This is a genomic window from Mucilaginibacter yixingensis, assembly GCF_041080815.1.
In the GTDB taxonomy this organism is placed as follows: Bacteria; Bacteroidota; Bacteroidia; order Sphingobacteriales; family Sphingobacteriaceae; genus Mucilaginibacter; species Mucilaginibacter yixingensis.
The window spans coordinates 4723517-4749136 of record NZ_CP160205.1 but is presented as its reverse complement, the minus strand read 5'-3'; the positions used below and the strand labels follow the sequence as shown (position 1 = coordinate 4749136).

Below are 25620 nucleotides of genomic sequence, written 5' to 3'. Positions count from 1 at the left end.
TATCCTTAGAGATGCTTCGTTCCTCAGCATGACATCGCGGTAAAGAATTTACATTGCTTTGTACTAACGGGAATGACTGCGCCAGCCCTATCAATTCCCGCTCTGGCGGCTCTTATCACCAGCTGTAATCTGGTTAATGAGGGTGCCCCAGGCTACTGGGTTGAGCAGTGGGTTAGGGGTTAGCGAGTGCGAGTTAAGGATGCTGGTGTGCATAGATTGCGCCGTAGCCGATTGTATTTCATCAGCACTGCGGGCCAGCGTTTTTGACATCTCGGCCAGCGAGCCTTTGCTCAGGTTTTTGCGGGCAACTTCCAGGTCGTCATCCGCTAGTTTCATCGAAATGAAATCTTTCCTGAACTCATCTGTCGTAGCCCAGGGGAAAACCTTGAACGTAGGCAGGTTGATAATATCAGGCTTCAAAAATACCTGTACCGAGTAGTTTTTATTGACGTTTTTTGGGATGACGATGATTTGGGCATCATACCCTACACTGGTAAAACGCAGGGTATCCTGCTCATGCGCCACAAAAGAAAAATAGCCTTTGTAGTTGGCCACCGTGGCCGTTTTGCCGAACGATTCATTAGTAATGGTTACGTACGGGACGGTAATCTTGGTCGAGTCGGCATTATAAATAACGCCGGTAAACTGTACCAGTGGCCTGTCGGCTTTTTGTGCAAAGGCCGATACACTGAACAGTAAACAAATAACTACCAATAAACGCTTCATTCTTGAGTAACCGTGAAAAACAATACAACGCAAAATTAATGCTAATGCATTTACAGCGCCGCCGGTTTAACAAACATTAACAATTAACGCATGTTCTCGGGCAGTACCGCGTTCGGGTCGTCAATATCGGTCAGGTTAATAGCCTCAACAGCGGTTACTTCGGGCACAGCTTTTTTAATAGCCTGCTCAATGCCGGCTTTCAGTGTCATGATGCTCATTGGGCACGAGCCGCATGAACCCAGCAGTTTCAGCCTCACCACGTTGTCTGGTGTAATCTCCTCAATCGATACATTCCCCCCGTCGGCTTCCAGATACGGACGAATAGTGTCTAACGCCGACTCTACCTGCTCTATTAAACTCATTTTAATCTATTTAAGATGTAAAGTTATTAAAAAATATATACCTCTCCTAAATCCTCTCCGAAGGAGAGGACTTTGAATTACATTGTGACATTAGCATTAAAGCCCGCCTCCTTTGGAGTGGATTTAGGTGAGGCTTCTTTTGGCATTCACTATTGCCACCTGTTGTGCCACACGCTCGGCAATGCGTACAAATTCTGTGGCGGCGGGGCCATGCTGCTCTTCCTGCACCACGGGCGTACCGGCATCGCCAGACTCGCTGATGCCTTTTACCAATGGTATTTCGCCCAAAAATGGTGCCGATATCAGGTCAGCCAGCTTTCTGCCACCGTTCTGGCCAAAAATGTAATATTTATTCTCCGGCAGTTCGGCAGGGGTAAAGTAAGCCATGTTTTCTACCACACCCAGGATAGGCACATTGATGCTTTCCATCATAAACATGCCAATACCTTTTTTAGCATCGGCCAGGGCCACGTTTTGCGGCGTGGTCACAATAACCGCACCCGTTACCGGGAAAGTTTGGGTTACGGTGATATGGATATCGCCGGTGCCAGGTGGCAGGTCTACCACCAGGTAATCCAGCTCGCCCCAGTCGGCATCGTTAAATAATTGTTTGATGGCGGTTGATACCATTGGCCCGCGCCATGGCACTGGCTGGTTTGGGTCTGTAAAGAAACCTATCGACAGCAGTTTGATGCCGTATTTCTCAATAGGCTCAATGCGGGTTTTGCCGTCAACCTGGCTGGCCAGGGGGCGTGCACCCTCCAGGCCAAACATAATAGGTACAGACGGCCCGTAGATATCGGCATCAATCAAGCCCACCTGCGCACCGCTTTGGGCCAGCGCCAGGGCAAGGTTAGCCGCCACGGTAGATTTGCCCACACCGCCTTTGCCAGATGCCACCGCAATAATGTTTTTAACGCCCGGTACACCGGTGTTTTTCTGCGTGGTAACGCGCGATGTCATGTTAATATCAACGTGTATCTCTTTGCTGATAAAATGCGCAATGGCGTTGCGGCAGGCATTCTCAATCAGGCCTTTCAGAGGGCAGGCCGGAGTGGTTAAAATAACAGAAAATGAAAGCTTATCGCCATCAATATTTATGTCCTGAATCATGTTCAGCGTTACCAGATCTTTCTTCAGATCGGGCTCTTCTACGTGGCTCAGGGCTTGTAGAACTTGGTCTTTGGTAATGGTCATGCTAATAAAATCGCTGCAATTTATAAAAACAGGGCGGCAAAGCTTTTGTTATCTGAAATATTTGACTTGCCGAACCGTTTTATTCGGTACTTATTTGCTTAGTTTTGATCAAAATTTTTCAATGCATCGCCTCAGTTCTAAACATATCCGCATAGGCCTTATTATAATTTCTGCCCTGTTAATGGTCTTTATTATCGGGGGATTTGTTGCGTATTCAAAGCGCGAGGTCCTGCTACAAGAAGTTATCAGCAAAGCTAAAGCTAAAGCCAAGAGCGAATATAATTTAGATGTAAAAATAGAGAACCCCCGTTTTACCGGTTTGTCTACCGTTGCCTTTAGCGGTATTACCGTTGTGCCGCATGATCGCGATACATTGCTGGTGATACGCAACTTTGAAGTGGGGGTGAAGCTGATGCCGTTAATTATAGGCCAGGTAAAGCTGTCTGAAGTGCATTTAGATGATGCCAAACTTACCCTTACCGATCTTAAAGGCATCAAGAACTTCGATTTCCTTTTCCATAAAAAGAAAGATTCTACATCTACTGATAAAAAAGGTGATTTGTCCACCCTGGCTCATAACCTGGTTAACCAGATCTTGTACAAGATTCCTGATGACCTGGATATGAAACGATTTAATATCAGTTTCACTAATGATAGCAACCATGTTACTATCCTTTCATCGGCGCAGATCAGGGATGGTGAGCTGAAATCAAACATCAAGGTAAACAATAGCGATACGTTGTGGCATTTTGCCGGGCGCATGCATCCGTCAGACAGGGATATTGATATCAGCCTGTTTGCAGATAAGGGCAAGATTACCATGCCGTACGTACAGAGCCGCTACCACGCTACTGTAAGCTTTGATACGTTGACCACCCGCTTAAATAAAGTAGAACGCAGCAATGGCGAAACGCAGATCTACAGCACATTAGCGGTACGCAACCTGTTGATTAACCAGGCGGCACTGGCCGCAAATGATATTGTGGTGCCACAAGGCTCTATTGACGCCAATATTTTTGTGGGACCCAATTATGTATCGATTGATAGCTCGTCTACCATCCATCTCAAACGCCTTACCGCGCATCCGTTTATTAAGTACACGCTAAAACCGGTTAAGATTTACGAGTTGAAGATCAATACCGGCTGGCTGCCTGCGCAGGATATTTTTGATTCGTTCCCGCAAGGCACATTTGAGAGTTTGCAGGGCATTAAAGTGGCCGGTAAGCTCAATTACAAACTCAACTTTAAGCTGGATACCTCCAACCCGAAAGATGTAGAGTTTGACTCGCGCCTGGATAAAGACGATTTCAAGATCCTGCAATACGGCAAAACTAACCTGGGGATGCTCAACGGCTCGTTTACTCACGTGTCATACGTAAAAAATAAAGCCATGCCACCGCGTATTATCGGTCCGGAAAACCCGGATTATACGCCGCTGCACGACATATCTCCCGAGTTGCGCAACGCGGTGATGACCGCAGAAGATCCGACTTTTTACAACAACAATGGTTTTGTGGAAGAAGCCTTCCGTAAATCTATAGCTACAGATTACATCCGTCATAAGTTCTCTCGCGGCGGAAGTACCATTTCTATGCAGCTGGTTAAAAATGCCTTTCTGGTGCAGGAAAAGACGGTTTTTAGAAAGATAGAGGAGATGATGATTGTGTGGGTGCTGGTAAACAACCACATCATGACCAAAGACCGCATGCTGGAAGTGTATTTTAACATGATTGAGTGGGGCAACAACGTTTACGGCATTGGCGAAGCCGCCCGCTATTACTTCGGCAAAACGCCCGATCAGTTAAATTTGGGCGAGAGCATTTACCTGGCCAGCATTGTACCGCGCCCGCGTGCCGGTTTGTATGCCTTTATGCCTGACGGCTCGCTCAATCCGCGCCTAACTTACTACTTCAACGCATTAGGCAACCTGATGGTGGGCCACGGCCTCACCGTGCATCGTGATAGCAGCTTTTACGGCTTCTACAATGTGCGGTTGAAAGAAAGCCTGCGCCGTCAGCTGCATCCGTCAGACTCGTCGGATATAGCTTCGTTGATGAAGGCTGATGATGACGATGCCGGTGTGCAAAACATCCCGGTTGCGCCCCCAACCGCCGGGCCTCAGCAAGAGGAGAAAAAACCAGGCTTCTTCCAGCGTTTATTCGGTAAAAAAGATACTACCCGTAAAGAAGACGAGCCTAAGATTGACACCGCCGGCAAAACCAAAAAGCAGATCCGCCAGGAAAAACGCGAACAAAAGCGGCTGGACAAGCAACGCCGCAAAGAGATGGAAGAGCGGGGGATAAATCCGTAAATTCTAAACATATTTCTTATTTGTCATTGCGAGGAGAAACGACGAAGCAATCTCGTCGCATGCTTTGCTGTGCGATATGCTCAGCGGCCAATCTTCCGACGAGATTGCTTCGTCACTCCAACACTCGTTCCCCTTTGGTTTCTCGCAATGACACCTATTTTAGAGGTTATTTAATAAATTAAATGTTTAAACATCTAATTACTTTGACATGACGATAAATAAATGTTTAAACATGTAACTTTGTTTTAACAAAATCACAAAGTCATGTCACTTATAGAAAAACTACAGTGGAGATCAGCCATTAAAAATTTCGACAATACCCAAAAAGTAAGTCCAGAAAAGATAAATGAATTGTTGGATGCCGTGCAATTGTCGCCATCATCTGCAGGTTTACAGCCATACCGGGTTTTGGTGGTAGAAGATGCCGAAACCCGCGCTAAATTGCTGGGACACGCCTATAACCAGGCACAAATTACAGATGCATCAGCAGTAATTGTGTTTGCTGCCGAAACACAGGTAGATGCCGACCTGGTGAAGAAATATATAGATCTGATTGCTAGTGTGCGTCAGATTGATCGATCAACTCTTGAGGGGTTCGAAAATGTAATTAACGGCGGTATCAACTCGCGCACCGCCGAAGAAAATATTACCTGGGCGCACAAACAGGCATACATTGCCCTGGGCGTGTTGCTTACCGCCGCTGCCGATTTGCAGATAGATGCTTGTCCGATGGAAGGTTTTAGTCCGGCCGCCTTTGACGAGGTATTAGGGCTGAAAGAAAAAGGCCTCACTACCAGTGTAATTGCAGCCGTTGGTTACCGTGCCGATGCCGATGTTTACAGCAAAGTTGCTAAAGTGCGTAAGCCTGTAGAAGATTTTCTGATCCATATTTAATGCTTCAGACAGATGGTGTTGTGTTGAAAGCGGCCACAAAGGCCGCTTTTTTTGTTAATCATTGGCTTAGTTTACTCATTCAGGTCAAACTAATTTTAATTAGAAGTTAAGATTTGTAAATTATTCCGACTTTGTGCGTATTTATTTGATTTTTATACTGTTATTTGGTTTTTTGGCCAAACAAATTAAATATGCGGTGCGTATAAAATAATGGAGCTGTTAAAATTAAGAAGCTAAAACGGCCTCTTGATAAATACATCATATTATTTAAGTATTATTGAAGTAAATTAAACCGTATTGATCTATCTGTGTTAAAACATGCGCGTTACGCATCAATATGCTGCTAATGATTAAATTAAAAATTAATGAAAATTTTTGTTGGAAGTCTTCCCTACAAGGTAGAGGAAGCTGATTTAAAAGAACTTTTTGAAGCTTACGGTGAAGTTAGCTCTGTGAAGATCATCATGGACCGCGAGACCGGAAGAAGCAAAGGTTATGGTTTTGTTGAGATGCCAGACGATGAGATGGGACAGAAAGCTATTGATGGACTGAACGGTACAGAAATTACAGGTCGTAACATTGCAGTTAGCCAGGCCGAAGAAAGAAAACCAAGTGGCGGCGGTGGCCGTGGTGGTTTTGGCGGCGGTAACCGCGGTGGTGGTTACGGTGGCGGCGGCAACCGTGGTGGTGGCTACGGTGGCGGTGGCAATCGTGGTGGCGGCGGCGGTTACGGTGGCGGCGGCGACCGTGGCGGTTACCAAAAACGCGATGATCGTTGGAGCTAATCTCAATCAACTATAACAAAACATCAACTAAAAAAATTGCGCCCGCTTTGCAAAGAGCGGGCTTTTTTGTTGTGGTATTTTTCATTAAAAATTACCGCAACAGCCGTAAATAATACCATTGTTTGAACTTGTTTAAGCAGAAATTTGTGGAGTAGTTTAATTATTTGAAAAAAATGTCAGCACAAGCACCACGTTATCCGTTGCCGCCGTTTACCGCACAAACCGCCGCACAAAAAGTACAAGCCGCAGAAGATGCCTGGAACACCCGCGACCCAGAAAAAGTATCAATGGCCTACACCATCGATACAGAATGGCGCAACCGCTCAGAATTTGTTAACGGTCGCCAGGAAGTACAGCAGTTTCTGCAGCACAAATGGGAAAAAGAGCTGGATTACAAACTGAAAAAAGAGCTTTGGAGCTTTACGGATAACCGTATTGCCGTGCGCTTTGAGTATGAGTGGCACGATGCCGCCGGCCAATGGTACCGCAGCTATGGCAACGAGATGTGGGAGTTTGATGCCGATGGTTATATGCAACGCCGCTACGCCAGCATTAACGATGCCTCTATTGCCGAGACCGACAGACGGCTGTAAATGATGCAACCGTCTTTTATCTTTGCAAGCAACTAACCGGCCACATGATTCATCAGTATCAAGACCCGCAAACCGGCGCACAGCTACGATTGGTTTATGACGAACCAACGTTCGATCGCGTATTTTATGGCAAAGACCGTAAAGACAAGCTGCTTACCATTGCCTGGAACCGTGGAGCGGCCCAGCACGTGACTATTGATAATGTGGCCTACATTTTTCCGGCCAATGCCTTGTTGTGCCTGATGGTGAATGAGACCTTTCATTTTGAAACCCCATCTACCATTGTAGCCTGGCAATTTAACCGCGATTTTTATTGCATTGTAGATCACGATCAGGAGGTGAGCTGTGTAGGCTTTTTGTTTTATGGCACATCTCAGAGGTTCTTTATCAACCTGAACGATGCACTGCTGCACAAATTTCAATTGCTGTTGGAGGTTTTTAAAGACGAGTTTCAAACGGCAGACCATGTGCAGGGTGAGATGATGCGGGTGATCCTCAAGCGCCTCATCATCATTGCTACCCGCCTGGCTCGCGAGCAGTATGTCACAGAAGAAGAGCTGCCGGGAGAAAAGCTGGAGATTGTGCGCAAATTTAACCTGCTGGTAGAAAACCATTATAAAACGGAGCACCAGGTAAAGTTTTACGCCGGCAAGCTATTTAAATCGCCCAAAACGCTCTCTAATTTGTTTGCCCTATACAATCATAAAACGCCGCAACTGGTAATACACGAACGGGTGATGATGGAAGCCAAACGACTCATGTATTATACCGACAAAACCTCCAAAGAAATAGCTTACGATCTGGGCTTTGAAGACGCCAATCATTTCGGCAAGTTTTTCAAGAAACACGCAGGATATACCACATCTGATTTTAAGAAGCTGCTTCCAACTATGACGCCGTATCAACAGACGGCCTGATAATACAATCAAAATCTTTTACACACCTGTCATACTGAGCGATAGCGAAGTATCTCTGAAGCCAAGCCGAAAAGGACCGTCCTCAGAGATGCTTCGACGGGGCTCGGCATGACATGTTAAAAAAGGATGTCATGCTGAGCCCCGTCGAAGCATGGTGGGTGGGCCTCTCCGCGCGAGTCTTCGACAAGCTCAGACTGACAGCCCTCTCGTTTGTTATTTCACCTTCATAGTCCCACCGCCGGGATTCTACTACTCAGCATGGCCTTTTATAGTTATTTGATGCCACAGAACCATCAATAACCCACCATCGGGAAATTCATCCTCTTCTTCGGGAAATCCTGCCATTCTCCGGCGTTCGTTTTCAGCGCAACTTTGTATCGTTAAATCAATCAGACATAAATAAAACATACAAAAATGAAAACCTTCCCAATCCCTACCAAAGAACAAGTTTCACCTGCTAACCAGGCTATATTCGATAATCTGACCAAAGCTGTCGGTCGCGTGCCAAACCTGTATGCTGCGTTTGCCAACTCAGAAACCGGTTTAGCTAATTACCTCACTTTCTCAAGCGGTAAATCATCACTTCGTGCTAAAGAGCGCGAAGCAGTAAACCTGATAGTGAGCCAGGTGAACGAATGTTTGTACTGTTTGAGCGCTCACACCGCCATTGCTAAACTGCAAGGCTTTACCGATGAGCAGATTATTGAGATACGCAGAGGCGGTGCCTCTTTTGACGATAAACTGGATGCGCTGGTAAAATTTGTAAAAAGCGCTACCGAAAATAAAGGTCATGCTGATGCCCAGACATTAGAAAACTTTTACGCCGCAGGCTATAACGAAGGTAACCTGGTAGATGTGGTAAACGCCATTGGTGATAAAATGATTACCAACTACCTGTATGCCCTGAGTGATGTACCGGTAGACTGGCCTGCAATTCCACAGATTTAATATTGGTGGTTGATAGATGATGATGATGCCTGCTCTGCCAAGAGCGGGCTTTTGTGTTTAATATACTTTATCAAGGTAAAGTGTGTCGTTCTTAGGTTCTAGGCTTTCTTCGACCAGTATCAGTTGTTTTTTTTGCCGATCAAAATGTGGCTTAAACGAATACGCTTCAAAAGAAGGTGAGTGATTGATATGCGGATCGCAGATGGTTCGGGCAGGTACACTACGTGCAGATGGGGCTATATACTCTTTGCTGAATATTTCCCGCTCGAAAAATAGAGCATGTATTTTACTCACTTCAACTCTAACTCCCCCAGAGGTAGTTGCAAATCCCATCGGGTACTCGCGATAAATAAAACGGCTGTCAATTTTTAATATGGTTTTTGGTGACTCATCAAAAATGAACCAAAATGGGCCCATCAGATAGCTGGCCGCTACAGCTACGATCATTGCCAGTATGCCAAATGCTTTTATCCATGGGGTCTTGATCAACACCCAGATCCACAAAACAAACCATATACCGAGATATAGAATAGCCGCCAACGCATAATTTAGGATCTGCCATCTGGTGCAAATACCAAGACTCCAAAACAAAGCAATGGCGGAAGCAAGGCCGATAACGGTGCGGAAGATACTGTTCTTTAGTTGGCGATCTTTTTCTGTGATTCTGATAGCGATGATCGACAGAATTGGGAAAGTCCATAAAGCTATAATGGGTAGCCAATACATAAAAGCGATATAAAGTTTAGATACCTAAAGATAAACAGGCTGAGACGATTTAACAAACGCCATGCCCCCTCTCAAAACAAACTCGTCTGCCTCCCGCTCTTCGGTATAAATAATGAGTGATCCAGGTCGGGCATTTCCCGGTCGCCCATAAAGCGGGTTACTGCCATGCGGAACAGTTGGTGGATGGATTGGGCCACCTGCCCCTCGCCACTCATCCGGCGACCGTATTGGCTATCATTCAGGTTGCCATCATGCACAGACCGGATCTGGTTCAGGATTTTCTCGGCTCTATCGGGGAAGGCTTTGTGCACCCAGTCGGTAAAAATTTCGGCTATACTGCCGTTCAGGCGCACCATGGTAAAGCCAGCGCCGCGTGCACCGCGGTCTGCAGCGGCTTTGATAATGTCGGGCACCTCGTTGCTGTTTAGTCCGGGGATGATGGGGGCGGCCATTACCCGCACGGGTACGCCAATGTCTGATAGCTTTTGGATAACGCTCAACCTACCGCCTGCCGTAACCGTACGGGGTTCCAGCTTGTGCCGTATCTGCTCATTAAGCGAAGTAATAGAAACATTAACGTTGATGAGGTTGAGGCGGGCCAGCTCGCCAATAACGTCCACATCGCGCAGGATGAGGTTGTTTTTGGTGATGATGCTTACCGGGTTGCGGTATTTTAAAAACACTTGCAGCAGGTTGCGGGTAATTTGCAGTTTGCGCTCAATGGGTTGATAACAATCGGTATTGCCAGAAAGGAGGATGGTAACCGGTCGATAGTTCTTCCTGTTAAAATATTGTTCCAGCAGCTCGGGCGCGTTACGTTTTACAATGATCTTACGCTCAAAATCAAGCCCGGCACTAAAGCCATAATACTCATGACTGTTGCGGGCATAGCAGTAAATACAGCCATGCTCGCAGCCCTGGTAGGGATTAATGGAGTACATGTGGCTCAGATCCGGACTGTTGCTTTCGCTTACAATCTTTTTAGGCGTTTCCTCAAACAGCTGCGTAGCCGAATTTTCCAGCATGGGCTCGTCTAAACCCTCTATGTGGTCAAGCACATATTTTTGCTGTAAAAACTTGTTATGGGTATTAACCTGCGCCCCGCGTCCCTTAAAAAAATCAGGATTATCCTCATGCGACATGAAGACAAATTTGCTAAATTATTTAGCAAATCACAAACTGATCAGCTTATTTTTTATGGCGTACAAAACCAACCCTACGCGGCTTTTGATCTGCAGTTTTTCAAACAGCTGATCGCGGTAGCCATCAACCGTACGGGCGCTGATGCACATCTCGTCGGCAATTTCCTTGTAGGTCATTTCGGTGCCGGCCAGTTTTAAAAATTCTAATTCGCGAGCGTTTAGCTTGATTAATTCAGGCTCGCGGTTATAGTTGTTAATGAGGGCGCGGGTAACAAACTCGGGGTAGTAAACTTCATCTTGCGACACCTTTTGCAGTGCCTGCTCAAACTCGTGTGGCTCGGCATCTTTCAGCAGATAACCTTTTACACCCATCTTTACCATCTCTAAAACCTTCTCGGCATCACCAAACATAGAAAGGATGATAACGGCAATATCCGGATGTTTATCCTGTAGCCAGCGGGCGGTGGCCATACCGTCCATCACGGGCATGTTAATGTCAAGCAAAATAATTCGCGGGCGCACTTTGGGGGTGAGCTTGTTTTGTAGCTCTTCGCCATTGCCGGCCTCAAACAGCACGGAAAAACCGTTAAAATCATTAATGAGCGAGGCTATGCCGCTGCGAAAAAGGCGATGGTCATCAACCAGCGCTATGGGAATATTGGCCATTTGCAATCAGTTCTTTATTGGGGTCTATTTCAACGCTTATGGTACTACCGTTGCCGGGAACGCTGTTCAGTTCAAAGGTGGCGCCAATCAAGGCAGCGCGACTTTCCATATTTTTTAGTCCGGAGCCATGCTGGTTCTTCGTGGTATCGGTAGAAAAGCCCACACCGTCGTCAGCAATCGTTAAATTAAATAGTTCGGGCGCGTACATCAGCCTGATTGAGAGTTTACGCGCATGTGCATATTTCAAGGTATTGTTTAACCCTTCCTGAAAGATGCGGAATAATACCAGCTCGCGCTGTTCGCCTAATGAGTAGGGCTCGCCGCTTGCCTGGATGTCTATAGTGAGCAGGCCGCTTTTATTAACGCGGTCAACCTCGGTATTGATGGCTTTGAGCAGGCCATGCTCCACAATTTGCTGAAAGCTGAGGCTTTTGGCCAGGCTGCGCAGATCTGCAATTACCTGTGAGAGTAGATCGCGGCTTTCGTCAATCTTTTTCTGTTTAACTTTTTCTTCCAAACTACCGGTTGTACCCAGATTTAGTTTGATGAAAGAGAGTACCTGGCCAATATTATCATGCAGCTCCTGGCTAATGTGGTTAAGTGTTTGCTCCTGCACCTCCAGGCGGGTAGTAAGCATTTCCTGACTGTAAGCGGCCCTGAGCTGTTCCTGTTCGGCAATGTGCAGGTTATGCTTATTTTGATAAAAAAACAAAAAGCTGATGATAAAAATACCCAGCAGCAGCAGCATAATAGTGCCGGCAATTACTATGATAATAACTTCGTCGTCCGCCTGAAACATAAAAAGGAAACTGCTAAGCAGGAATACAATATTACGATAGAAACGCCTAAAATTACATTAGATAAGAGCGAGAAATGATGTATTTTTTTATAGGCCATGGTTGTAAACGCCGCAAAGAACAAAAACTGGCATAAAAAGTAGAACAACAACCCGGTATGTGCCCAAAAATCAGGCTGGCGTGCCAACGATACATCTGATTGAAATTGCTGCATTTTGCGGAAAAAGAATTGGCATACCAACACAATAAGCCACAGATATTGCAACAGTATGGCATAGGTACAAAGCTTATTAACGCCTTGTATCCAGTAAATATCAATAACGGTAAAGACAAATATGGCTGCAGATATCAGTGTAAATAAGCGCCGCTGGGGTACATTAGCATTACCGGATATGATGAAATAGCTAAAAAAGACAAACTCGAACGAAACCTCGATACAAACATCAAATAAATTATTGCCGTTAGTGAACCCCCAATTAAAGATGGAGGCCAGTTCATAAGTAACGATAATAGTAAGGTATAGCAAAAACGCCCGGTAACGCATACTATTAAACTTGGGTATGCACAAGGCGCAAGCTATCAGTGCTAAAGCTTCAAACCAGAAATAAGCGTATTTAATGGTAAATAATAGACCCATGCTGCCTTAAATATAAGTAAATGCCTGCCACCCACTAAAGAGTAACAGGCATTGCTGGTATATTTTTATTAATTGATGCCGCTGCCACAATCCGTATCTGGCGGGCAAAGTTTGCCATGGTTGCGGCCGGTGCCAGAACCGTCATCCGGCAATGGATCCATATCGCCTTTACCATCTGCGCCCAGGGCATCCTCGTCGTTATGTAGAATATCCTTATCCATAATGCGGCCGTTCTGACGGGTAGCAACCAGCACTGCAGTTTGCTGGTTATGGTACCTGTCTGGTACACCATCCAGTATGCCGTGGCCATACACGCCAAAGTATATGCGCAGGCCAAACTCATCATTGTTTTCTGCCGTACAGTTATGGTCTGCAAACAGTTTGTCGATATCAGATTTTTTGAACCAGATGGCGCGCGCATCTTTCTCGCGGTCCAGGTCGCGCACGTTGCCGTCTACGTCAACCTTTTTCATGGTTTTGTAATAGTTATCTACTAGTTTTTGCAGCTGGCTGCGTTTAACGTGATTGTTCGTCCGGCCGTTAGTTGAGGGTTGAGACATGGGTTTTAAAAGGTTTTTTTAGGGTTAATAATTGCAATAAAAATAATATTCTGTATTGATATTGAACACCCCGTTTTTTCACGGTAAATATTATGGTGATTAGCCTGCCTTTCAGCACTTTCTGTATGCCGATTTTTGTAGAGGTGCAGAAGCGCTGAGCCTCATACAGCTGCCACGCACTTTAAATAGGGTTAACTAGCAGATAAACACTTTTCTGCCTTTTAAATGTTTGACTAATATGCGCAAACTGCTGCAACGCTTATTGAAGAAGACCATCATAAGGTTGTCTGAAAAATATTCGGCAAGGCCAGACCGTGTCCGGGTTTTCAGTTCGCTCACCTCGTTATATCACTCTATATTGGAAGAGCCCGGTAAACGTGGCTGTGTGATGGATATTGATCTGGCTAAACAAAAATTTGTGATCCTGTCTGATCAGCATAAAGGGGCCCGCAATGATGCCGATGATTTTGCCGGAGCCGAAAGCAACTACCTGGCGGCGCTTACTTATTACAACAAAAATCAGTTTCATTACATTAACCTGGGCGATAGTGAAGAGCTATGGGAAAACACCCTGGCGCAAGTGCAAAAACACAACAAGGCTACGTTTGATAAAGAGCGCACTTTTTTAAACCGACATGCCTTTACCAAAGTGTTTGGCAACCATGACCTGTATTGGGATAACAGCCCGCTGGCGACGATGAACCTACAGCAGATCTACCAGCAGAAGATAAAGATATATGAAGGCGTTTTGTTGCGTGCCAATGTTAGCGGAAAAAAGCTGGATATCTACATGACGCACGGCCACCAGGGCGATCAGCAAAGTGATGGCAACTGGTTCAGCAAGTGGTTCGTGTCAAACATCTGGGGGCCGGTGCAGGCTTACCTCCGCATTAACCCGAACACGCCGGCTAATAACTTTGAGTTGAAAACTGCCCATAACCAGATGATGTATGAGTGGAGCCGCAAACAAAATGATTTGTTGTTGATTACCGGGCACACGCATCAGCCGGTATTTAAATCGCTCACGCATATTGAAAAGTTGTATGCCGAGCTGGACCGTGCCAAGATGACCGACGATACCAAACGCGTAGAAGAGATTGAGCGCCTGATAGCCAAACGCCACGCTGCCGGTGATAGCGTAATGGCTTTTAAAGATTACAAGCCCTGCTACTTTAACACCGGCTGCTGCTGTTTTGATGATGGCGACATTACCGGTATGGAACTGGAGGCGGGTTATATACGCCTGATCAGGTGGAAATATGTTAAACACCGTTTGCCCGAGCGAAAGGTGTTAGAAGAGTGCAGACTGGAAGATTTGATGCAGGCCACACCAGAATCACTATATCAACCGTTCTAATTATAAAAATTACCCTTTTCACCCCTGGGCAAACGGGAGGGGTCTTTTCGAAGCGATAAGCCACCATGCAATGCCGGGACGCATGATCGGAAAGATACCTCATGTTATTAGGGGTAACATCAATAAAAAAGCGCCGGTGCTGCTGCATCGGCGCTTTTTTTGTATCTCTACCGCAGTTAAATTAAATCTTCTTCAGTACCACAACTCCATTGTGTCCGCCAAAGCCAAACGTGTTGCTCATGGCTGCATTAACCGGATGCTCCAGTGCATCGCCGGTAACAATTTGTAAGCCGGCGGGGATATTCGGGTCGATGGTATGGGTGTTGATGGTAGGCGGAATCACGCCATCGGTAATGGTTTTAACCGCAATAATGGCTTCAATAGCACCGGCGGCGCCTAACAGGTGCCCAGTAATTGATTTGCTGGCACTTACAAACAAGTGCTTGCTATCGCCATATACTGCGTGGATGCCTTTAGCTTCGCTCAAATCGCCCACAGGGGTTGAGGTAGCGTGCGCATTAAGGAAGCCAATATCTTCTTTATTCAAGCCGGCATCATGCAGGGCTGATTTCATAGCGTGGATAGCGCCCAAACCTTCAGGGTGTGTAGCGGTAATGTGGTAAGCATCAGATGTCATGGCGGCGCCAGCTACCTCGGCATAAATTTTTGCGCCGCGTGCACGGGCGTGTTCGTACTCTTCTAACACCAAAACACCGGCACCTTCGCCCATCACAAAACCATCGCGATCTACATCAAACGGACGCGAAGCCGCTGTTGGGTCATCGTTGCGGGTAGAAAGAGCTTTCAGTGCATTGTAGCCACCAATAGAGGCTTCGGTTACCGGTGCATCAGAACCGCCTGTTATAATCACCTTGGCTTTGCCGAAGCGGATATAGTTCAAGGCCTCCATAATAGCTGTGTTAGAGCTGGCGCAGGCGGTAACCGTAGTAAAGTTAACGCCCATAAAACCATATTTTATGGAGATAAGACCCGACGCCATGTTAATGAGCGTTTTGGGGATAAAAAACGGATTGAAGTGCGGCGCATGGTCTGTAGCATCATACTCCCGCAGTTGCTGCTCAAAGGTTTCCATGCCACCTTGTGCCGAGCCGAAGATAACACCCACATCAAAAGGCGACATGCTGCTCAGGTCAAAACCAGAATCGGCAATGGCCTGGCCGGCGGCTACCAGCGCATACTGGGTATACAAGTCGCCGCGCTTAATATCATTACGTTCCAGGTGCAGGGTAGGATCAAAATTGCTGATCTGCGATGCAAAACGGGTTTTAAAATGCTCGGCATTGAAACGAACGATAGGCGCCGCTGCACTGCGACCGTTTACCACGTTGTCCCAGAAGTCGATGATATTGTTTCCGTTTGGCGCAACCACGCCCATACCTGTAATAACAACTCTTTTCATTCTAAAAAATTTGCGCAAAGGTAGGGATGTTCATGGTTGATGGTTCATAGTTCATATAAAAAATTTGACACACATGACTTTAAGTAGACAAAATCATGACCAACGCACTGTTGTCCACTATCGGCCGTGATCCATCAACTATGAACCATCACCTAAAATCCCTACCTTCATTTTATGGCTAAACGCAAAATACCATCGCCTATCACTATTCTGGTTATCATTATTATCCTGGCGGCCATTTGCACCTGGGTACTACCGTCAGGCGAGTATAATAAACTCAGTTATGCCGATAATGCGTTTAGCATGACCACCCCAAAGGGTGCCAAAATCTTGCCGTTTACTCAGCATACGTTGGATAGCCTGCATATCCGCATCCCGCTGCAAAAGTTTAAGAACGATATCCGTAAGCCCGTGGCTGTGCCTGGTACTTACCACCATTTGCCGGCCAATCATCAGGGGCTGGTGAGTGTGGCGCAATCGCCGGTGAAGGGCATTTATGATACCATTGATATTGTGCTGTTTGTGCTGTTCATTGGTGGCTTTATGCAGGTGTTTCAGCTCACGGGGGCAATGGAGCAGGGCATCCGCAGCCTGTCGCATACCATGAAAGGGCGAGAAGCCTGGTTGCTGGTTATTCTAGGATTTCTATTCTCCTGCGGAGGCGCATCTTATGGCATGGCCGAGGAAGGCGTGATGTTCTACCCGGTGCTGGTGCCGCTGTTCCTGGCCGCAGGGTATGATCTGCTGGTGCCCGTGGCGGTGATTTATGGCGGTACGAGTATCGGTAATATCGCGTCGTTCTCCAATCCGTTCGCAACCATCATCGCATCAAATGCAGCCGGAATCAGTTGGACAGATGGTATTACTGCCCGTATTGCATTGTTCGTTATCCTGTCCACTGTATTGATCATCTATATTGTTCGCTACGCACAGAAAGTAAAAAAAGATCCAGCCGCTTCGCTGGTTTACCAGTTGCAGGGCAAGGTAGAATCTTTATACCCCATGATTGATGTAGACGAGGCTGGGAGCTTGACTATTAAGCAACGCTTGTTGCTTGGCTTGTTCGCCCTCACATTCGGCGTGATGATCTACGGGGTGATTTTTGCCGGTTGGTGGCTGGCCGAGATGTCGGCCCTGTTCATGGTCTCGGCCGTTTTAGTGGCGATCATCTGGCGTATTAAAGAAGGTGTTTTTATAAAAGAATTTATCAAGGGTGCTGAGGGGATGCTGTCGGTTTGCTTTATCATCGGTGTGGCGCGTGCCGTCACATTGGTTTTGAACGATGGACAGATTAGCGATACCATACTTTACTACGCCGCCGGAGCGGTGGGCCATATGTCGCCGGTGGTGTTTATTGTGGTGATGTTTGTGATGTTCAACGTGTTTACGCTGTTCATTCCGTCGTCATCGGGTATGGCGGTTTTGACCATGCCGATCTTTGGTTCGCTGGCGGTAATTGTGGGCGTGCCCTCGCGCGAGATTGTGAATGCCTACCTCTACGGCATGGGGGTGATGAGTTTTATTACGCCAACCGGCCTGATGCTGCCCAGTCTGGCAATGGCCAACGTTAACGTAAAGGTGTGGTTGCGTTTTGTGTGGCCACTGATGTTAATTATCTCGGTAATCTGCCTGGTGTTTTTGATAGGCGGGGTAGCGATGGGGTAATTTCCACGCTGCTTTTTTTTAAACCGGATGTCATCCCGAATGATAGTGTGGGAACTTTCCAGACATGCGGCATTTCGCATCGAGGTTTATCGCTTCGAAAAGATCCCTCCCGATGGTCGGGATGACATCAAGAAGGTGTAATGTATTTCGCATCTTTGCGCTATGACTTCCCTCAACGATAGCGGTGCCCTTTTTGCTTATCACCGGGCCATGATTGAAAAACACGGCAATAAAGGCACCGGTGCACTTGGCTGGCGCGAGCCTGAACATCAATTGCTGCGCTTTAAAGAGCTGGCCGCGATTGCCGACCTGAACGGCTGCACGGTGATAGATGCAGGTTGCGGCCATGCAGATCTGTTGCCGTTTCTGCTGGAAAAATACCCCCAAATGAAGCATTATTACGGTATTGAGATGATGCCCGAGTTGCTGGATAAAGCTACCGAGCGCTACGGCGATTTGCCCAATACCACTTTTTTTTCGGCCAACTTTATGACGCGGGCCTTGCCTGAAGCCCATTATATTCTGGTATGTGGCTCGCTCAACTACAGCAGCGGAAATCCCGGTTATATTTTTGAGGCGATAGAGAAACTGTACAAGTCGGCCGGTCGTGGACTGGCATTTAACCTGCTGCGCAGTGTATCGGCCGAGGGCGTTTTGCGTGCCTATAACCCAGCTGTTATTGCGCGGTTTTGCCGCACGTTAAGCAAAAACGTTGTTTTAAAAGATGACTATGCCGACGAAGATTTTACTGTGCTGATGCGCCGGTAAGCATCTGTCTCAGAATTTGTATTTGGTAATGTCGCAGCGAAGGCACACATAATGCTTTAACGGCAACCAGGGAAGCAATATTTTTACAACAATACCGCGGGGTATGCGGCTGTCAAACTCTTTTTTGCATTTAGAACACGTAGGCAATGCGCGATGCTGTTTATGCTGCGCAACACCAGATGTGGTTGAAACACTCATGGGGCAATAGTTTATTAGGGTATAACAAATATATACGCCTAGTGTAACATATGCAATACAGTTGCCTGATTTCTTATTAGTTAACAGGTTGGAAAATAGCATGTAGGCATTAACGGGTAATTAAGCCCAACCCGGCAGCATCACTCAATATCCATTTTCCATCTTTAAATTCCGGGTCTTGAAACGGGTTGTTGGCAGTAAGAAATGGTCCGTCCAGATCGGCCCAATCACATAAGGGGGCCAGGGCGGCGGCGGCCAGGGTGGCACAGCTGGTTTCGCTCATGCAGCCAATCAGTATTTTCATGTCCAGGGCGCGGGCTTTTTGTATCATCAGCAAGGCCTCGTGCATCCCGGCAGATTTCATCAGTTTTACGTTAATGCCGTTGTAGATCCCGGCGGCTTTATCAACATCGCCCAGGCGTTGTACGGCCTCATCACCCAGAATGGGGATAGGGCTGCGGGCAGAGAGCCAGGCGTTACTGTCGCGGTCATCACGTTTAAAAGGCTGTTCTATCAGTTCAACGCCTTGCCCGTGCAGCCAGTGGGTAAGATCAAGCGCCTGTTGCCGGTCTGTCCAGCCTTGGTTAGCATCGGCATACAGCGGTTTGTTGGTCATGCTGCGTACGGTGTTGATCAATTCCTGATCGTTGGCGCTGCCTAGTTTTACTTTGATCACTTTGCAGGCATCGGCTTCCTGTACTTTTTGGCGCAGTACTTCTGGCGTGTCAATGCCAATGGTGATACTGGTGACAGGCATCAGCAATGGGTTTGCCCCGATTAACTGCCAGCAGGGCTTGTTTTGCAGCTTGCCATCCAGATCATGCAGGGCAATATCTATAGCCGCCTTAATAGCAGGATTGCCGGGGGCAATGTTATCAAGGTATTGGGTAATAGCCGCATAATCAAACGGAAACTCCAGTTGAGCAACATTCACTTGTTTTAGGAATGCTTCGGCGCTGGCGTGGCTTTCGCCCATGTAGGGCACCATGCTGGCCTCGCCATAGCCTGTCTGCCCTTCATGCTCCAGTTCAATAAACATAAGTGGGGTAGAGGTGCGCGAGAACCCCGATATGGTGAAGCGGTGCTTCAACTCCAGCTGATATGGGCGATACGTCAGTTTCATGTTAAAATTCAAAGCTAAAATTTTCAGCCAAAATCAATGCTTATCTTTGCCGACTATGCCGGTAAACACATACAATCCGTTCAATGTTTTTAATTTTAGCAATCGCTTTTGTTTTTTAACAGGGCAGGAACTCAGCTCGACCGAAGAGCGCATCCAGGTTTTCCCTCAATGGTTCATGACGGAGTTTGATCTGGAAGAGAAGCCGTTTAAGCTGCTTGACGAAAGCATTGTTACTTATAAAGACTTGAAGCTGCCTTGTGCGGCGGCCATCAATAATCAGTTTCTGGCACCATTGGAGGCCGAAGTTTCTGCGGCTTTTAAAAGTGGCTATGAAGCTGTTAAGCAACTGGACGAGCTGAAAATATTTCAGTGGGCCGGACGCTTCTTGTACGGATTGATCTTTAACGAACTGCAGGCCGGTATTAAAATGCAACATGCGCAGGGCGAGCAATTCAGCATGTCGCAATCTATCATCCACAAGTTCAGTACGCTGCATTTGATGCTGCAGAGCATCAATCAACCTATCAGTTTTGATGAGTTTAAACCATACAGTTTGTTCCTGTTTCCGGTAAATAATGCAGAGAATGATTTTGTGTATCGCGATGAGATCAATACGCTGGTGTTCTCCATCCGCATGCGCGATTTTGGCCTGATGATCTGTCTGCAGGATAACGGCGCTAACGCACGCTATCATCAAAATATCACAGAGCGCATAGGCGCTTCAACACTGCACCCTATTCAGTTTGAAGAGTTCTGTGCCCGTGTTTTTTACTCGGCCTATCTGTTTAACCGTCTGCCGGAGTATAACCAGCTGCCGGTAAATGATCACCTGTACCTGGAGGCCATGCCTCTGCGCGGTACCAGCGGTAAACCCCTGTTTGACGAGTGGCAGAATAAAATTTACGGTCAGGTTCTGGAAAACTTCTGGAAACGCTGGGGTTTTCTGTTGCTGGAGATCATTAAAAACCCGGAAAAACCAATGAGCTATTTGCAGGATATAAATGGTGATTTTGTGCCGGCAGCGCAGATTGAGTTGGAAAGGTAAACTAGACCCGCCTGAATTAAAACTTTGTCATTGCGAGGAGTAGCGAGGAAATGAGGGGGCACGACGAAGCAATCTCGTCGCTAGTTTAAGCGAGCGACGAGATTGCTTCGTCACTCTCACGCACAGCCCGCGCTGTTCCTCGCAATGACAGAAATTATAAATCTCACCTTTAAATAAATTCTCCCCCCCCCCCCACCCAACGTTTCGCGTTCATTTTTAGAAGTAGGAGTATAATTCCAATTGCTAAACCATGAACATCGCACTGCATTTAAACCTCAACCCACGCTTAAAGCGCTATCAACAATTATTCTGTCGCCACAGCTGGCCGCAGTTAAACTTTGCCGTTGGTGAGTATAGAACCACTTGTACCTGCGGGCGTTGTGGTAAAACAAAGCATGTTTTTATTGCCGATCAGCCCGGGTTTGCCACTGTGCTGCCTACAGATTATTACGGGAACAGTTTTAGACAGCAATAATGCAGGCCCTGATAGAAGCCTGCCTAAACGGTAGCTGCATTTATGGCGACGATTTTACGCCTCAGCAAATACAACATTGGTACGATGCCGAGCGCGAGGCTTATGCTGATCTGGGCAGTAAAGACGCCTCCACATACCGTTACACCTACCACGCACTCAATTGCATGTATGGCTATCGGTACCTGGGTGGCCAACGGTTTAAAAATGTGCTGGGTTTGGGCGCAGCCTGGGGGCACGAGTTCCATCCGATTATTGACCGCATTGATAGCCTGTATATCATCGAACCATCTGGAAATTTGCGGTCGGCACAAATTGGCACATTAAAGCCGGTGTACAGTGCCCCGGCTGTTTCAGGCAAAATAGATTATCCCGATGGTTATTTTGATCTGGTTACCTGCTTTGGTACGCTGCACCACATCCCCAATGTGTCTTTTGTATTGGCAGAGCTTTGCAGGGTAACTAAACCAGGCGGCTTTATACTGCTGCGCGAGCCGGTGGTTTCTATGGGCGATTGGCGGCAGCCGCGAGCCGGACTAACCCCGAACGAGCGTGGTATTCCCTTGTCGCTTTTTCGTAATATGATTAGTGATTTGAACCTGAAAGTGCTCAACGAAGGCCTGTGCTTTACCATGACAGCCTTTGTGCAACGTGCCTGGGGTAGGGTATTTAAATTGCCCATTTATACGTTTAAGGTTTATTTACAGGCTGATCGTTTGCTGTCTAAACTATCGGCCTGGAATTTACAGTATCATGCCACCCGCCGCTTAAAGCGCATTGCGCCGCATAGTGTGTATTATGTTTTAAGAAAATGAGATAGTATCGGCCTGGCTCCTTTCCTGATCTGTCTGCTTGATCTGCAATTGTTTTGCGGGCTAATTTTTTTTTGTTTCTACCCAACGTTTGTTCTGCTTTCTGCGAAGTGCGGTTTTCAGGGTATCTTTACAGAGCCTTATCTAACGAATGAACATTTCCGGAAAGCGCCTCGAGAAGCTGGTAAAAGGATGTATCGACAACGATCGCAAAGCACAGGAAGAGCTGTACAAACTCTTCTATGCCGATATGCTGCGCGTATGTTTGAACTACCTGCCCGATGATGGCCTGGCCCGTGAGGCCTTCAATGCCGGTTTTTTGAAGGTGTTTCAATCTATCCGCAGCTTTGATATCCGGAAAGGTGAACTGGGCGGCTGGATCCGCAAGATTATGATCTATACAGCCATAGACCTGTTTAGACAGGAGCTGAAGTTTGAACGGATAGACGACCAGCCGCTGGATACCGACGATTTTTTTATCCCTCCTGAAGCATTAGAACGGTTGCAATTTGCAGATATACTGACGCAGGTCCGTACGCTGCCCTATGCCACGCAAACCGTTTTTAACCTATCTGTAATTGACGGGTTTAGTCATAAAGAGATTAGCGAACAACTTAATATTAGCGAAGGAACATCAAGGTGGCACTTAGCCGAAGCAAAAAGTAAACTACGGGTGCTGCTCCAAAAAGCAGATCAAAACGCCGGTAAGCCAAAAGAAAGGAGTGAGAAATGAAAAGCTTAACGCAATACCTTAAACTTTGGCAAAAGAAACGCGATGAGCTGCCGGTAAACACCGACGCTGCGGCCGACTGGGTACAGATGCAGCAGATGCTGAATCAGCACCTGCCGGTAACACATCCGCCGTCATCTGCTCTCAAATTTTTAAAAGGAACAGGCTTTAAAACTATTACTGCTGCTTTGCTAACGCCGGGCGTGGCTGCGCTGGTTTATGTTGCGGTGCATCATGCTTCGCCTAAGCTAAAAGATAAGAAACAGCACGATAGTGTTAAAGTGATTGAGCCGATGACCAATCAGCGTCAGCTTGACTCTGTACAAACAGCCCAGATACAGAATCCGGACAATAGTGTATCAGCGCATACAGATACTGCTAACGTCAATGTGAATACCGCTTCGGCGAATGGTTCAACAGGGCAGGTTAATGCGGTGATGGTTGCTGGCGGTAAGCGTCTTGTTGTAACCAATAGTGTTGGCCAAACTAATGCTTCAAGCGCGGGGCAAACATCTGTTTTGGTTGGGGGCCCATCATCGGTACATCAAGCCGGCATACAGGCATCGCCGGGTGGACATCACCGTCAGGTAAATGGAATAAACTATATGCAGCCTGGCGGGCAGATAGCCGGTTATCAATCTGCAGCTTACGGTACTAAAGACAATGATAGGCAAGGCAAAGCAGCCGATGGATCGGGAGGGGCAACAGCAAACAGTAATGGTGTACAAGGTGGCTTACTTAATGATCCGTCTGCTGCATGGCAACCATTGGTTGCTCAACCGGATGATTGGCGTACAGTAAGTTCGTCGTTTATGGGTTGGAGAGATGTACCGATATCCGGTGCCGCGCCTAACTTAATTTTGACAACAAGGCCATTGGGCCGGTTAAGTAAGCTAAAGGTTTCAAAAATAAAAGAGCCCAAAGTGAAGTCAATTAAAACCCCAGGCTCGGGACAATCAACACCCACAAATGTTGATTGGGGCCTGTTGATTGGCACAGGCTTACCGGGAGCATCTGGCCTGGGCGATATTTCACCAGGCGCTTTTGTGAGTTTTGATGTGCGGAGCAGGTGGGCTATCAACGCGCAGGTGCGCTTGTTTAATCCGCAGAAATTGAATGGTAGTTATACCCACAAAAACGAGAGTAAGAAAGATACCTTGCCCAAAATACTTACCATTAATGATTCGCGAACGGTATATAGTGCCCAGATACCGGTTTACCTTGAATATAAGGCTACGGAAAATCTGCGGATCAAGGCCGGGGGTGTGGTCAGTTTGCCTATCAGGCAAGCCAGGGGTAGCAGCAAGCTTAGTCCGGACACTATTCGTAAAGACAGCGCCTATTTTGCCAAAACCATGAACACGTTGGGAGGTACTAAATATGAGGCTAAAATTAATTTCGGAATCTCGGCCGGGGTGGCGCTACATTATAATCGCTTTTTGTTTGAAGCGACCTACCTGCATCCTTTGAAGCCACAGAAAGTAAGCTCTGATTTGGGGAGCTATACATCGGGTGGCAATCAATTGCAGTTGACTATAGGGTTTAAATTGAATAAGCGAAGGGAAGAGGGCGATTAGAAACGATTTAAATTAAAGTTTAGCCCGGTATTCTAAGTGCAGGAGTTTTTTGGTGTAGTATACAAACAAAACGGGTGTCATGTTGAGCCTGTCTAAACATGTGCGCAGGCCCAGCTTCGTGTCTTGTTTTACGCTCAGGCCTTCACGCGCCCTTCGACAGGCTCAGGGTGACACCCCTTTTTCAAATTCTTCAGCAGTTGTCACTCACTCCGCTACCCAAACCGCGTCAATAAACCACTCTTTGCTATCGGTAAAATTCAATAACGGCTCAAAGCCAGACTGGGTGGCAAAATCTGCCGCTTGTGCCAGTGTGTATTTCTGAGAGATTTCCATGGAGATATACTCGTTCTCGTCAAAGCTGATGGTTGGTCCATCGGGAATGCGCACGGTTTGTTCTTTCAGGCTGATGAGGTAGCTTTTACAGGCGCCGCTTTCCGGATCGTAAGTGGCGTAGTGTTTAAAGCAATTCAGATTGAAATCGGCACCTAGTTCGCGGTTAATGCGGGTAAGCAGGTTGAGGTTGAAACGTTTGGTGATGCCACTTTTATCATTATAAGCAGCCAAGACTGTTTCCGGATTTTTTTTCAGGTCGAAGCCAATCACCACCATGTCTCCGGGCGAGAGGTGTTTGCGCATTTCCTGGCAAAAGTGCAGCGCACTTGCGGGAGGCATATTGCCTATGTTGGCACCCATAAACAGCACCACCTTGCGGCGGTTTGATATTTTAGCCGCCTTACTGAGCATGTGGAAATACTCGCCATTCAGTCCTTTTATTTTCAGACCAGGCAACGAGAGCGGCAGCGTGGCGTTCAAATGAGAAATGATATGACTCGAGATATCTATGGGCATGTAGGTAAACTCTGCCTGCTGGCGCAGTAACTCACGCAGCAGGTGACTGCTTTTGGTGGCATCGCCGGCGCCCAATTCAATCAGATCGAACGCGCTGCCATCCATCACCACATTGGCCAGCGTTTCTGTTTGCTGGGTAAAGATCTCCATTTCGCAGTTGGTGAGGTAATACTCGTCACAATCCATAATCTGCTGAAAGAGCTTGTCGCCCTCTGCATCATAAAAATATTTAGAGTCGAGATGCTTGGGCACAGACTGCAAGCCATTGACGGTGTCGTCAAAAAACTGCGTTCTGTCGGTATGTTCAACTCTGCGGGTTCTCATTAATACTTCCATAAGTTTG

Annotated in this window: 26 protein-coding genes; 14 read left to right on the top strand and 12 right to left on the bottom strand. The window is 46.9% G+C overall.

Annotated elements, in window-relative coordinates:
- Positions 1-90 precede the first annotated feature (90 nt).
- From ABZR88_RS19545 to ABZR88_RS19535, 3 genes are all read right to left on the bottom strand, one after another.
- Positions 91-726, bottom strand: a complete 636-nt coding sequence (locus ABZR88_RS19545; protein WP_107827642.1) for a hypothetical protein — start codon at positions 724-726, stop codon at positions 91-93.
- Positions 727-809: 83 nt separating this feature from the next.
- The gene (locus tag ABZR88_RS19540; RefSeq protein WP_107827641.1) at positions 810-1088 is read right to left on the bottom strand and encodes a NifU family protein; all 279 of its coding nucleotides are present in this window, start codon (positions 1086-1088) and stop codon (positions 810-812) included.
- A 123-nt stretch (positions 1089-1211) separates the two neighbouring features.
- Positions 1212-2285, bottom strand: coding sequence for an Mrp/NBP35 family ATP-binding protein (locus ABZR88_RS19535; RefSeq protein ID WP_107827640.1), 1074 nt, complete (start codon positions 2283-2285; stop codon positions 1212-1214).
- A 121-nt stretch (positions 2286-2406) separates the two neighbouring features.
- On the opposite strand from ABZR88_RS19535, the gene ABZR88_RS19530 reads away from it, so the two are divergent.
- The 6 genes from ABZR88_RS19530 (at position 2407) to ABZR88_RS19505 (ending at position 8733) form a co-directional block, all read left to right on the top strand.
- The gene (locus ABZR88_RS19530; RefSeq protein WP_107828028.1) at positions 2407-4596 is read left to right on the top strand and encodes a biosynthetic peptidoglycan transglycosylase; all 2190 of its coding nucleotides are present in this window, start codon (positions 2407-2409) and stop codon (positions 4594-4596) included.
- A 264-nt stretch (positions 4597-4860) separates the two neighbouring features.
- On the top strand, positions 4861-5490 hold the full coding sequence (locus ABZR88_RS19525; protein ID WP_107827639.1) for an NAD(P)H-dependent oxidoreductase: 630 nt from the start codon (positions 4861-4863) through the stop codon (positions 5488-5490).
- Between the two features lie 365 nt (positions 5491-5855).
- A complete protein-coding gene (locus ABZR88_RS19520; RefSeq protein ID WP_107827638.1) occupies positions 5856-6275 on the top strand; it encodes an RNA-binding protein in 420 nt (139 codons plus the stop codon).
- 173 nt (positions 6276-6448) lie between these two features.
- A complete protein-coding gene (locus ABZR88_RS19515; RefSeq protein WP_107827637.1) occupies positions 6449-6868 on the top strand; it encodes a nuclear transport factor 2 family protein in 420 nt (139 codons plus the stop codon).
- Between the two features lie 44 nt (positions 6869-6912).
- Positions 6913-7785 (top strand): helix-turn-helix domain-containing protein, encoded by an 873-nt coding sequence (locus ABZR88_RS19510; RefSeq protein ID WP_107827636.1) that lies wholly within the window; start codon positions 6913-6915, stop codon positions 7783-7785.
- Between the two features lie 414 nt (positions 7786-8199).
- Entirely contained in the window at positions 8200-8733 is a 534-nt protein-coding gene (locus ABZR88_RS19505) for a carboxymuconolactone decarboxylase family protein (protein ID WP_107827635.1), read from the top strand.
- A 57-nt stretch (positions 8734-8790) separates the two neighbouring features.
- On the opposite strand, the gene ABZR88_RS19500 is transcribed toward ABZR88_RS19505, so the two are convergent.
- The 6 genes from ABZR88_RS19500 to ABZR88_RS19475 all read right to left on the bottom strand — a co-directional run bounded on the left by ABZR88_RS19500 (position 8791) and on the right by ABZR88_RS19475 (position 13261).
- Positions 8791-9459 (bottom strand): hypothetical protein, encoded by a 669-nt coding sequence (locus ABZR88_RS19500; RefSeq protein WP_107827634.1) that lies wholly within the window; start codon positions 9457-9459, stop codon positions 8791-8793.
- A 71-nt stretch (positions 9460-9530) separates the two neighbouring features.
- Positions 9531-10601, bottom strand: coding sequence for a PA0069 family radical SAM protein (locus tag ABZR88_RS19495; RefSeq protein WP_107827633.1), 1071 nt, complete (start codon positions 10599-10601; stop codon positions 9531-9533).
- Positions 10602-10631: 30 nt separating this feature from the next.
- Positions 10632-11267: a response regulator transcription factor gene (locus ABZR88_RS19490; protein WP_107827632.1), complete on the bottom strand. Its 636-nt coding sequence runs from the start codon at positions 11265-11267 to the stop codon at positions 10632-10634.
- The gene (locus ABZR88_RS19485) at positions 11239-12066 is read right to left on the bottom strand and encodes a sensor histidine kinase (protein ID WP_107827631.1); all 828 of its coding nucleotides are present in this window, start codon (positions 12064-12066) and stop codon (positions 11239-11241) included. The genes ABZR88_RS19490 and ABZR88_RS19485 overlap by 29 nt, the downstream gene beginning before the upstream one ends.
- On the bottom strand, positions 12033-12701 hold the full coding sequence (locus tag ABZR88_RS19480; protein ID WP_107827630.1) for a hypothetical protein: 669 nt from the start codon (positions 12699-12701) through the stop codon (positions 12033-12035). Before ABZR88_RS19480 ends, ABZR88_RS19485 begins: the two co-directional genes overlap by 34 nt.
- Positions 12702-12769: 68 nt before the next feature.
- Positions 12770-13261, bottom strand: a complete 492-nt coding sequence (locus ABZR88_RS19475) for a hypothetical protein (protein WP_107827629.1) — start codon at positions 13259-13261, stop codon at positions 12770-12772.
- A 238-nt stretch (positions 13262-13499) separates the two neighbouring features.
- Here ABZR88_RS19475 and ABZR88_RS19470 point away from each other — a divergent pair, with 238 nt between their 5' ends.
- Positions 13500-14618 (top strand): metallophosphoesterase, encoded by a 1119-nt coding sequence (locus tag ABZR88_RS19470; RefSeq protein WP_107827628.1) that lies wholly within the window; start codon positions 13500-13502, stop codon positions 14616-14618.
- 181 nt (positions 14619-14799) lie between these two features.
- On the opposite strand, the gene fabF is transcribed toward ABZR88_RS19470, so the two are convergent.
- Positions 14800-16038, bottom strand: a complete 1239-nt coding sequence (fabF, locus tag ABZR88_RS19465) for a beta-ketoacyl-ACP synthase II (RefSeq protein WP_107827627.1) — start codon at positions 16036-16038, stop codon at positions 14800-14802.
- A 174-nt stretch (positions 16039-16212) separates the two neighbouring features.
- Between fabF and ABZR88_RS19460 the strand changes: the two genes are divergently transcribed.
- Both ABZR88_RS19460 and ABZR88_RS19455 read left to right on the top strand, forming a co-directional pair.
- A complete protein-coding gene (locus ABZR88_RS19460) occupies positions 16213-17703 on the top strand; it encodes a YfcC family protein (protein ID WP_107827626.1) in 1491 nt (496 codons plus the stop codon).
- Positions 17704-17865: 162 nt separating this feature from the next.
- Positions 17866-18471 carry a methyltransferase domain-containing protein gene (locus tag ABZR88_RS19455; RefSeq protein ID WP_107827625.1) on the top strand — a complete coding sequence of 202 codons (606 nt, stop codon included), beginning with the start codon at positions 17866-17868 and terminating at the stop codon, positions 18469-18471.
- Positions 18472-18778: 307 nt separating this feature from the next.
- On the opposite strand, the gene ABZR88_RS19450 is transcribed toward ABZR88_RS19455, so the two are convergent.
- On the bottom strand, positions 18779-19792 hold the full coding sequence (locus tag ABZR88_RS19450; protein ID WP_107827623.1) for a dipeptide epimerase: 1014 nt from the start codon (positions 19790-19792) through the stop codon (positions 18779-18781).
- 55 nt (positions 19793-19847) lie between these two features.
- Between ABZR88_RS19450 and ABZR88_RS19445 the strand changes: the two genes are divergently transcribed.
- The 5 genes from ABZR88_RS19445 to ABZR88_RS19425 all read left to right on the top strand — a co-directional run bounded on the left by ABZR88_RS19445 (position 19848) and on the right by ABZR88_RS19425 (position 24428).
- Positions 19848-20837: a hypothetical protein gene (locus tag ABZR88_RS19445; protein ID WP_107827622.1), complete on the top strand. Its 990-nt coding sequence runs from the start codon at positions 19848-19850 to the stop codon at positions 20835-20837.
- A gap of 250 nt (positions 20838-21087) precedes the next feature.
- The gene (locus tag ABZR88_RS19440; protein ID WP_107827621.1) at positions 21088-21312 is read left to right on the top strand and encodes a hypothetical protein; all 225 of its coding nucleotides are present in this window, start codon (positions 21088-21090) and stop codon (positions 21310-21312) included.
- Positions 21312-22124: a class I SAM-dependent methyltransferase gene (locus ABZR88_RS19435; RefSeq protein ID WP_107827620.1), complete on the top strand. Its 813-nt coding sequence runs from the start codon at positions 21312-21314 to the stop codon at positions 22122-22124. Before ABZR88_RS19440 ends, ABZR88_RS19435 begins: the two co-directional genes overlap by 1 nt.
- Positions 22125-22272: 148 nt before the next feature.
- The gene (locus ABZR88_RS19430) at positions 22273-22854 is read left to right on the top strand and encodes an RNA polymerase sigma factor (protein ID WP_107827619.1); all 582 of its coding nucleotides are present in this window, start codon (positions 22273-22275) and stop codon (positions 22852-22854) included.
- On the top strand, positions 22851-24428 hold the full coding sequence (locus ABZR88_RS19425; RefSeq protein ID WP_107827618.1) for a hypothetical protein: 1578 nt from the start codon (positions 22851-22853) through the stop codon (positions 24426-24428). Before ABZR88_RS19430 ends, ABZR88_RS19425 begins: the two co-directional genes overlap by 4 nt.
- A 204-nt stretch (positions 24429-24632) precedes the next feature.
- On the opposite strand, the gene ABZR88_RS19420 is transcribed toward ABZR88_RS19425, so the two are convergent.
- Complete coding sequence (locus tag ABZR88_RS19420) at positions 24633-25601, bottom strand: L-histidine N(alpha)-methyltransferase (RefSeq protein WP_245917002.1); 969 nt, start codon at positions 25599-25601, stop codon at positions 24633-24635.
- Positions 25602-25620: the final 19 nt, after the last annotated feature.